Below are 10,209 nucleotides of genomic sequence, written 5' to 3'. Positions count from 1 at the left end.
TCGAAGACGATGTCCCCATCACCGTTGTGTTTGAGGTCTTTGAGGTGTGACCGGCAACTTTTTCTGATATCTACCTGCTCAAAGCTTACTCCTAATGCCTGGCTTAGTTTTCGGGCGTTAGTCTTTGTCCTCGGGGTGGTGCCGAAGGCGGGCAGGCTGCAGGCGTGAACATTTTGCCTGGGTAGTCCCAGGAAGTCCATCGTCTTCACTGCCACCAGGAGGCTCAGCGTGGAATCAAGCCCTCCGGAGACTCCAAGTACCAGGTGACTCATCCCGGAGCCGGAGAGTTTCTTGGTCAGGCTGGCTACCTGCATGGAAAAAATCTCGCGGCAGCGGTTCGCCCTTTCCGCCGGGTCTGCCGGTATGAAAGGATGAGATTCGAGCCTCCGGTACAGCCGCTCTACCATTGGGTCTCCGGTGTCCGTTTCGATAATCCTGAAGGCTGATTGTTGCCGGGATGACTCATGGAAACTGGAGACTACCCGGCGGTCATGTACCAGTCTTTCCAGGTCAATATCGGTTATTATCAGTTGAGGATTAGCTGACAGGCGTTCTGACTCGCCGAGGACGGTTCCGTTCTCGGCGATAAGGGTCTGTCCTCCGTAGACAAGGTCATTAGACGACTCGCCGATGCCTGATGATACATAGCAATAGGCGGCAACGCATCTGCCGGATTCTGAGGATACCATTACCCGGCGCCAGTCCGCTTTCCCCAGGAACTCATTACTGGCGGACGGGTTAACCAGTATTGTGGCTCCGGACAGTGCCTGATGGACGTGGGGGGAGAGGGGTACCCACAGGTCTTCACAAATCTCCACGCCGAGGAGACCCGCCGGGATTCCGCGCAGCTTGAAGAGGATGTCCGTGCCGAAGGGGACGCATTCCCCCAGGATCTCCACGGAATCGCAGTCAGCGTCCAGGCTGGAGGTAAACCAGCGGTCTTCATAGAACTCCTTGTAGGTGGGTAACAGGGTCTTGGGGATGATACCGAGGATGTGGCCGTTATTAACTACCGCCGCGCAGTTAAATATTTTCTGGTTGACCTCAAGAGGCAGGCCTACAATCACTATCATGGAACTGCCGTTACTTTCCTCACGGATTTTATCCAGGCCTTCCCCGGCTTTGAGCAGGAGCGCCTGCTGCTGTACCAGGTCACCGATGGTGTAGCCGGTGATGGACATCTCCGGGAAGGCCAGTACCTGGACGCCCTCATTTCTGGCTTCTTTGATTTTCTGGATAATATGCGCTACGTTAAAATCAACGTTAGCCACGTGAAGCTCCGGGACAGCGGCTCCCAGGCGCAGAAACCCGAGGTCTTTGCTCAGGTACAGTTTCTCAGGCATTTCATGCCTCCTCAAAGGATTACGGGTTATATTGCCCTATTCTAGCACAAACCGGATATTGACTGGTATTTTGGGTCCGGTGGTGGCTCTGTTTTGCATCGGTGGTTTCATTTGTCATTGCGAGGAGGCGGAGCCGACGAAGCAATCTCATGCCTGGCGAGCAACCAGCATCCGGATTGCTTCGCCCTCGGGACTTCGGCGTGAGACTTCGGCGTGAGCTCAGTCGAACGCTGAACCCGGGCTGAAGCCCTCGGGCTGAACTCGGGCTGAAGCCTCCCGCCTATAGCGGAATGGTCTCACAATGACGCCACCAACTAGAGTTGACAGTTAACGGTTGAAGGTCAAGCCACTCTTTCTACTTTGAGCAGGTTGGTCGTACCGGTTGACCCGAGCGGGATACCGGCGGTAATGACGATGATGTCGCCCGGTTTTGCCAGCCCGAGGTCTTTAGTCAGACTGCTGGCCCGGGCAAAAAGATCGTCTACTGAAGATACGCCGGGTATCTGGAAAGCCTGAACACCCCAGCACAATATCAGCTCGCCGCGCACTGCTTTGTTAGGAGTTATGGCCAGGATGGGCATCCGGGGGCGGTACTTTGAGACGCGGTGCGCCGTACTCCCGGCTTCGGTGAAGGCGACGATTGCCGTTGCTTTCAGCGTATTGGCGGTATGACAGGCGTTATAAGCAATCAGTTCATCCGTATGCGGCTCAAGCCAGGTGCTCCTCTCGGCCAGCATCTGTTCGTAGTCCAGCTTCCTTTCTGTTTCCCGCGCGATCTGTGCCATCATTCTTACTGCCGCTACCGGGTACTTGCCGACTGATGTCTCCCCGGAGAGCATGACGGCATCAGTGCCGTCAAAGATGGCATTAGCCACATCGGTAACCTCGGCTCTTGTCGGGCGGGGCAGGTTAATCATCGATTCGAGCATCTGGGTGGCCGTTATCACCGGTTTGCCTGCCTGGTTGCATTTCCGGATAATGTCCTTTTGTACCAGGGGTATCTTCTGCAGGGGAATATCAACCCCCAGGTCGCCGCGGGCAACCATGATGCTATCGCTGGCGGTCAGTATCCGGTCAAAATGGACTACTGCCTGCCCCCGCTCTATCTTGGAAATAATGGGTATCTTGACGTTTTCTGACTGTAAAACAGTTCTTACCTGAAGAACATCATCGGGACTGCTGACGAAGGAGAGGGCGATATAGTCGGGGCGCTGCTCGATGGCGAAGGCAATGTGCTCCCGGAGATAATCGGTGAGGAAAGGAGTGGAAACACGCATACCGGGGATGGCGATTCCTCTTCCCTGGGTGAGGCGGCCGCCGGCAATGACACGGCACTTGACCTCTGTGCCGCTTATCTCCTGTACCCTGAGTTCCATGGCGCCATCGTCAAGGAGGATGACATCACCCTTCCTGACATCATTCGGCAGTGAAGGGAGGTTGACCGGAATTACGGCTTCATCCCCTTCTATCTGCCTTATGGTCAGCGTTACTCCATCCCCCTTCTTGAGCAGGACAAAGCCGTTTTTCAGGGTACCCGTCCGGTATTTGGGGCCGGGCAGGTCAAGCAAAATGGCTACGGGTCTGGAAAGGCGCTCCGCCAGTCTTCTCACCGTCTGGATGTGACGGCGGTGCTCGTCATGCGTATCGAAAGATAAATTGAACCTGGCGACATTCATACCGGCCCGGATGAGCCGTTCAATTACCCTGACCGAGCGGCTGGACGGGCCAATGGTGCAGACTATCCTGGTTCGCTGCCTGAAATAACTGGCGTACTTCATTCTGATGTTTTTCCCAGATAGTCAATCATGAGCAAGCATGACCCGGGCATCTACTACCAGATAGCCTTTACCGGCTTCCTGGACTTTCACCGGATTGAGGTCCAGTTCGGTTATCTGGGGCAGGTCTTCTATCATCGCCGAGATCCTGAGCAATAGTTCCTCCAGCGACTTTATATCTGCCGGTGGCGCCCCCCGCCAGCCTCCCAGAAGCTGGTAAGCCTTTACCGAGCGCACCATTTCACGCGCGTCTTCATCGGTGAGGGGATGAATGCGGAAGGTGATGTCTTTAAATAGCTCGGCGTAGATGCCGCCCAGTCCGAACATGATCAGCGGGCCGAAGGAACGGTCCTGGATGACCCCAACGATAACCTCGACTCCCCCCGATACCATCTGCTGGACGGTGACGCCCCGCATCTCCTCCGTTCTCCCCAGCCTGACCAGGCTCTCACTGATCTGCCGGAAAGCCTGCTCAACTTCTCCCTCTGAGCGCAGGTCAAGGATGACGCCGCCTACATCTGTTTTGTGGATTATCGTCGGTGAGAGCAGTTTCACCGCTACCGGAAAACCCATTTTACGGGCGGCTTCTACCGTTTCCCCGGCAGTGGCGGCGTACTGTGACTGTATTACCCGAATGCCGTAAGCGCCGAGCAGGTCAACAACTGCGCTGTCGGTGAGCCAGAAAGACCCGGGGGTTCGGTCTGACTCCAGCGCCAGCTTGACTAACTGCGCCGCTTTGTCCTTATCGATGCCTGGTAATTGCGGAATCGTTCCCTTCGGTTTTTTTACCCATTCCCCGTATTCACAAGCCTTGGCGATAGCTGTCGCGGTGTCTTCGGGAAAGGCGAAGGAGGGCACGCAGCACTCTTCTTCAGAACCCAGTTGATTGAAAGTACCGCGCTGGCCCATGAATGACGCCACCAGGGTCTTTCCCCGCTGGCGGAACCTGGGGGCGATGTCACGGATCGCCCCGGCCACCGCTTCCGGTTGGGTCACTATCGGGGGGATGAAAATGATAATGACAATGTTCACGCTTTCATCTTCCAGGAAGACTTCCAGGGCGCGGCGGTACTCCTCAGCCGTGGCTTCAGCCGTCATGTCAACCGGATTACTGAAGCTGGCGCGGTCCGGCAGGAAGCTCTTCAACGCCGCTAGCGTCTTATCAGAAAGGATAGGCAGCTCAAGTCCCCTGTCGGCGCAGGCATCGGCGGTCATAATGCCCGGCCCGCCTCCGTTGGTGAGAATAGCGACGTTCCTTCCCGAAGGCACCGGCTGATGCGACAGGAGGTTGGCCACATCAAAGAGCTCTTCCAGCGTAGCGACCCGGATTATCCCGGCCTGGGCGAAGAGGGCCTCGGAGGCTATTTCCGCTGTGGCCAGTGCCCCCGTGTGGGAGGCGGCCGCCCGGGAACCGGCTGCAGTGCGACCGCTCTTGACGGCGACTACCGGTTTTTGCAACGCTGTTGTCCGGGCGATGCGCGCGAATTTTTTCGGGTTGCCGAAAGACTCCAGGTAGAGGAGTATGACGTCAGTATCCGGGTCTTCCGCCCAGTACTGCATCAGGTCATTATTGGAAACATCTGCCCTGTTGCCGATGCTGACAAAAGTGGAAATGCCGATGTTCAGGTTCCGGGCGTATTCCAGGATGGCCAGACCGAGGGCTCCGCTCTGGGTGCCCAGGGCGATGTTGCCCCGGGGAGGGAAGATAGAGGAAAAAGTGGCGTTCATATTGACCTGGAGGTTGGTGTTGATAATCCCCATACAGTTAGGCCCGACCAGGCGCATCCCGTAGCGGCGTGCCGTCTCCAGCAGTTCTTGTTGCCGGACGATTCCGGCGTCTCCACTTTCACCGAAGCCGGCTGATATCACCACGATACCGCGTACACCCTTTTGGCCGCATTGCTCAGCCACCTCCAGCACTGTTTCCGCCGGAACAATGATTATGCCCAGGTCAACCTCCCCCGGTATTTCCAGAACGGACGGATATGCCTTTACCGAAGCTACTATTTCCGTGCCGGGGTTCACCGGGTAGACCACTCCCCTGAACTCCTGTTGCAAGATATTGTGAAAGAGCTTCTTGCCGATGCTTCCGTCTCTCCGCGATGCGCCGATGACGGCGATGGAACGGGGTTGCAGGAAAGCCTTCAGCGAATCCATGGTGGCCGCCTTTTCTTGCTCATAGGATGCATCGATCCCAGGCAGAGATGCCGAAGTCTCACGGTGCTGGCTGCTATCACTGTTCCGGTCCCGTTCGGGCTTATGGTCAGATCCCGTCATCGTCTCCTCACCGGCAATGTCCGGTCATCATTACAGTTACCGGCTTTGTCGCAACGTTATTACTGGTATGACGCCGTACTGGATGCTTGGTTTGCGGGTATTATCAGTATCAATCTTTCTCGTAAGTGGCGATATCCCACTTTTTGAAACCGGCTTTGATCAGGAAATTTCTCAGTTTCTCGTCGTTGTCCCTGACAATGCCTCTAATTGGGGCATTAGTGTGCTGGCACTCTTGCTGAAACGCTTCGACCAGTTTCCGGCCTATCTGGCGGTGCTGATAGTCAGGCAGAATACCCATCATATCTATCCAGCCGACCTGCCGGTCACGGGAGTAACGGCCGGCCAGATGCGTCAGCCTGAGGATGGACTGGCTGTGTTCCTCCTGTACGATATTGCCTACCAGGAAACCTACTACCCTGCCATCTACTTCAGCCACGAAGCTCAGCTTGGGATGGTATATTTCCCAGTAAGTTTCAAAAGAGAAGGGCCAGGTAGGTACCCGTTCTTCGCCGAATAATAAGCGGTCAATCTCGTGCACCCTCGGTAAGTCATCATCGACCATTCCCCGTATCTTAACCTCTCCGTTAGTCATCACTCTACCTCCTTGTCCAGTAAGTGGCAGCTATTTTATAGTATTTTAGCGATATATGCAATCTAACGCTGGTTATGCTTCGGTTCCGGTAGTGGTGGTTTTCTCCTCACCTTTGGTAAAGTCCCTCAGTTTTTCCGCCAGGGTCTTCAGGCGCTCCTCCACTTTAGCATTAATCGAACCTGGCTCAAAGCGGCCGTTTTTCAGACGTTCACCCGCCTTCAGCCCGGTAAGAGCTTCTAGCCCCTCATCGATGGTGCCTACCGGATAGATATGGAAAGTGCCGTCCTCAATCGCGGCCGTTACCGTTTCTTTAAGCATTAAATTCCTGATATTGGTCGCCGGGATGAGAACTCCCTGTTTCCCGTTAAGCCCTCTAGCCTGGCACGCTTCAAAGAAACCCTCGATTTTTTCGTTGATACCGCCAATCGCCTGTACCTCTCCCTTCTGGTTCACGGAGCCGGTGACGGCGATACCCTGGCTTATCGGAGTATCCGCCAGGGAGGACAGCAATGCGTAAAGCTCCGTGCTCGAAGCGCTGTCTCCTTCCACCTCGTCGTAGCTCTGTTCGAATACCAGGCGGGCGGACAGTGACAGCGGAATCTCCCGGACATATTTTTCGGTGATATAGCCGTTCAGTATCATAACGCCTTTGGAGTGCAGGCGTCCTCCCAGCTTGGCTTCCCGTTCGATGTCAATCAGCCCTTCCCGGCCGACACCGACGCTGGCGGTTATCCTGGTAGGCCGGCCGAAAGCAAAATCACCGAGGTCGATTACTGATAAGCCGTTTACCTGTCCTGCTTTCTCACCATCGGTATCGATAATAATCATTCCCTTATTTATCATTTCATTGATACGCTGCTGGATGAGATTGGAGCGGTAAACCTTTTGCTCGATGGCTTTCTCAATATGCCCGGCTTCAATAAGCTGTTTCTCGTCCTCCTCCGCCCAGAAGCTGGCTTCACGGATGATATCGGCGATGTCAGCAAACAGGGTTGACAGCTTTTCCTGGTCACCGGCCAGCCGGGTACTGTGCTCGATGATCCTGGCTAAAGCGTTACTATCCAGGTGTTTCAGGTCTTCTTCTTTGCACATCCGGCAGATGACGGCAGCGTAATCTCTTAAGTTAGTCTCCGTCTTGTCCATACGGCTATCAAAATCAGCCTTAATCTTAAATAGTTCTCTAAACTCCAGGTCCAGCTGCAGCAGTAAATAGTAGAACATGGGCTCGCCGATAACTACTACCTTGATATTAAGCGGGATTGGTTCCGGCTTCAGACTTTTGGTGGTCATGAACCCCAGGCGCTCGCCGATATCCTCAATTTCCAGTTTACCGTCACGAAGGGTCCTTTTTAAGCCCTCCCAGGACTGGAAGTTAGTCAGCAGGTCTTCAATTCTGACCACAAGATAACCGCCGTTAGCCCGGTGCAGAGAGCCGCTTTTAATCATGGTAAAATCAGTGGACAGCGCCCCGAACTGGGCTTCCTTTTCCACACGCCCAAAGAGATTATTAAAGGTGGGGTTTAGCTCCAGAATCACCGGAGCCCCCTGCAACCTTGAATTGTCAACCAGTACGTTAACTTCATACTTCCGGAAAGCCTGCTTTCTCATCATTCCCTGCATGACGGATATGGGGTCTGTATCTGAAGTCTTCATATCTGACTTGAATTGCTCAAAATTCTCAACGATATCCTGCTCAACTTCCGTTAAGTAATCAATCACCTGGGGGATCTGGCTATACTTCTTCTTTACCTCTTCGAAGAGGTAGCCGATGGAGTAGCGTGCTACCTCGCGGTCAATCTCTTCCAGCCGTTGCTCGACGGCGCCCTCTTCAACCCGAAGGTCGTTTATTTGCCTCTTCAACTCTTCAGACAGTTCCTCTTGTTTCTTTCTGAGATCCTCTTTGTCTCTGGCGCTGAGCTTTTTATATTCCTCCTCGCTCATTGCTTCTCCCCTGGAAGACGGTATAAAGAATATCCCTACCGGTGTAGTCTGCAGGAGAAGCCCGTTTTCTTCAGCCTTCTTATTGATGGCGCTGAATACGGCGTCCCTTTTCTTGTGGAAGTCGGCGGTTATTTCAGCCCGCCGCTCGGCGTGTTCCTTGCTGGCGAAAGCCTGGATAAGGCTGCGCCTGGCGTTGTCCACCAGGTGGTTTACGTCTTTTTGCAGGGTTTGCCCCATACCGGCGGGCATCTCCATGGTTTTGGGGTAATATGAATCTCGAAAGTTGTGCACATAACACCAGTCGGAGGGGGTTTCTTTTTTGGCCGCCAGCGTCTCCAGAAAGGACTTGATGGTGGTAGTCCGGCCGGTGCCCGCTGACCCTGATACATAAACGTTAAATCCCGGTTTGAGGATGTTAAGACCAAAATTAAGGGCGCTCATTGCCCGCTCCTGCCCGATGATGCCGCTCAGTGGCTCCAGGTCCCCGGTTGAGTTACATTTGAACAGAGCCGGGTCGCACCGTCGCCTGACCTGCGCCGCGGTTAGTTCTCTGGGCATAATTAACCTCCTCGTTTCAGCTTGTTTTTACAGCGTAATAAATATTATATATCAAAGAAGCGGTGACGTCATCGCCGTTAAGAGAATTGAACCAAGTAGCGCGGTCTCTAAAGTTGTCTTTGCCGTATCTTTACAGCTTTAGAAAATAACCGGTAACCGGCTGAAGATCCCAGCTTGACAGATAGAAACGATTGATTTATGCGTCTGCTCAGAAAGTAATGTAGCATGGTGGCAGCCAGACTTACTGTGATAGAGCCAGGGCGATGGCGGCATTACCGGCGACGCTTTGCACCAGGGAGTCCAGGTTAATTCGCTCCCGGGGGGTATGCGCCAGGCTCTCTTCCCCCGGCCCATAGCCGATGGTGGGAATACCCAGCACCGCCGCCGTGTGGCTGCCATCAGTGGCGAAATCCCAGTAAGCGAGTTCCGGCTGCTGTCCTACTTTACTTAAGGCGGCGAGCGCGGCGGTTACCCCGGGGTGTTCGGCGGGAATCAGCCAGGGCAGCATCAACTTGCGTGCCCGCGTCTTCATTCCGGTATAGCTTACTTCTTCTACCTCACGTATCCGCGCCGACCCCTGGAATTCAGGATCTTCCTGTCTGACCTCTTCGAGTAGTGTGGCAATCCGGGCGAGGGCCTGGTCTGCGGTCTCCCCCGGCGTCAGACGCCTGTCCAGGGATACGGCGCACAGGTCAGGGATGACGCTCAACTGTCCCGGGCTGCAGGATATGATGGTCAGGGCAATGGTCGATTTACCCAGCAGTTCATGGCTGGGAAGCGTATCTGCTATCAATTGAATTTTGTTCAGCACCGGCAGCATCTTGTAGACGGCGTTGATACCGCGCCAGGGGGCGCTGCCGTGGCTGGTGCGGCCAACGGTGGTTACTTCCAACTCGACGCGCCCTTTGTGTCCCAGTACCAGCTTGAGGTCGGTGGGCTCTCCCAGGACTACGGAGCCCACCTTGATCCCCCGCCGGGACAGGGTCATATCGCAGAGGTGGGCCATGCCCAGGCACTCCGCCGGTTCTTCCTGGACGACGCCGGTGACCAGAATATCTCCCCGGTGTGCCAGCCCCAGGCTCTTGACGAGGGATGCGGCGTAGATCTGCGCGGCGATGGCCCCCTTCATGTCACAGGTACCCCGGCCGTAAAGGTAACCCCCGGCGATGGTGCCTCCATAGGGGGCATGCTCCCAGGCCTCCAGTCTGCCGGCGTCCACGTGGTCCATGTGGCCGTTGAACATGATATTCTCGCCCTGCCCGCTGCCCCTGATGATGCCGACCACGTTGCCCATATCGTCGGTGAATACCTCGTCATAGCGCAATCGCTCCATCTCGCTGATGATGAGCCTGGCTACGTCCTGTTCCCGGCCGCTGATGCTGGGCGTCCGTACCAGACTCTGTGTAAAAGCTACTACATCATCGGCAATACGGGCGCTGGCTTCTTTTAAGTTTGGGATTGACATTGTACCTCCCGGCTCTGGAATACCAACCTTATCTTACACTGAACCTTGTCAGGGCTGTCAAAATAAAGCTACTGGATTACAGTGGAGAACCCTTGATGATATCCGTCCGGTCTTTCCTTACCTAAACGCTGGAGTTTCCAGCCAATACGGTTCTGCGGGGCCTTCCGGCTTCCGACGCTCACTGAAATGTCACCTCCGTCAGCCAGATATCATACTCGTTATTTCTGGTTTTTGCGCTGAAGACGATGTTTCTGCCAT

General features: G+C 54.9%; 6 protein-coding genes. All 6 read right to left on the bottom strand.

Annotation, left to right across the window (positions count from 1 at the left end):
- On the bottom strand, nucleotides 1-1,343 hold a 1,343-nt coding region (locus Q8Q07_03340; protein ID MDP3879326.1), incomplete at its 3' end, for an NAD(+) synthase.
- A gap of 341 nt (nucleotides 1,344-1,684) precedes the next feature.
- Nucleotides 1,685-3,121 (bottom strand): pyruvate kinase, encoded by a 1,437-nt coding sequence (gene pyk / locus Q8Q07_03335; GenBank protein MDP3879325.1) that lies wholly within the window; start codon nucleotides 3,119-3,121, stop codon nucleotides 1,685-1,687.
- A gap of 21 nt (nucleotides 3,122-3,142) precedes the next feature.
- Entirely contained in the window at nucleotides 3,143-5,395 is a 2,253-nt protein-coding gene (locus Q8Q07_03330; GenBank protein MDP3879324.1) for an acetate--CoA ligase family protein, read from the bottom strand.
- 109 nt (nucleotides 5,396-5,504) lie between these two features.
- Entirely contained in the window at nucleotides 5,505-5,987 is a 483-nt protein-coding gene (locus Q8Q07_03325; GenBank protein ID MDP3879323.1) for a GNAT family N-acetyltransferase, read from the bottom strand.
- A 72-nt stretch (nucleotides 5,988-6,059) separates the two neighbouring features.
- The gene (locus Q8Q07_03320) at nucleotides 6,060-8,486 is read right to left on the bottom strand and encodes an AAA family ATPase (protein MDP3879322.1); all 2,427 of its coding nucleotides are present in this window, start codon (nucleotides 8,484-8,486) and stop codon (nucleotides 6,060-6,062) included.
- 241 nt (nucleotides 8,487-8,727) lie between these two features.
- Entirely contained in the window at nucleotides 8,728-9,951 is a 1,224-nt protein-coding gene (locus tag Q8Q07_03315; GenBank protein MDP3879321.1) for a YgeY family selenium metabolism-linked hydrolase, read from the bottom strand.
- Between the last annotated feature and the right edge of the window lie 258 nt (nucleotides 9,952-10,209).

Source organism: Dehalococcoidales bacterium (genome assembly GCA_030698765.1).
Classification (GTDB): Bacteria; Chloroflexota; Dehalococcoidia; order Dehalococcoidales; family UBA2162; genus JAUYMF01.
This window is presented reverse-complemented; position numbering and strand designations above follow the sequence as displayed.

What these genes read in the sequence shown, in the direction of transcription:
- pyk (MDP3879325.1), bottom strand. Translation starts at nt 3,121, where the DNA reads ATGAAGTACGCCAGTTATTTCAGGCAGCGAACCAGGATAGTCTGCACC.
- Q8Q07_03330 (MDP3879324.1), bottom strand. Translation starts at nt 5,395, where the DNA reads ATGACGGGATCTGACCATAAGCCCGAACGGGACCGGAACAGTGATAGC.
- Q8Q07_03325 (MDP3879323.1), bottom strand. Translation starts at nt 5,987, where the DNA reads ATGACTAACGGAGAGGTTAAGATACGGGGAATGGTCGATGATGACTTA.
- Q8Q07_03320 (MDP3879322.1), bottom strand. Translation starts at nt 8,486, where the DNA reads ATGCCCAGAGAACTAACCGCGGCGCAGGTCAGGCGACGGTGCGACCCG.
- Q8Q07_03315 (MDP3879321.1), bottom strand. Translation starts at nt 9,951, where the DNA reads ATGTCAATCCCAAACTTAAAAGAAGCCAGCGCCCGTATTGCCGATGAT.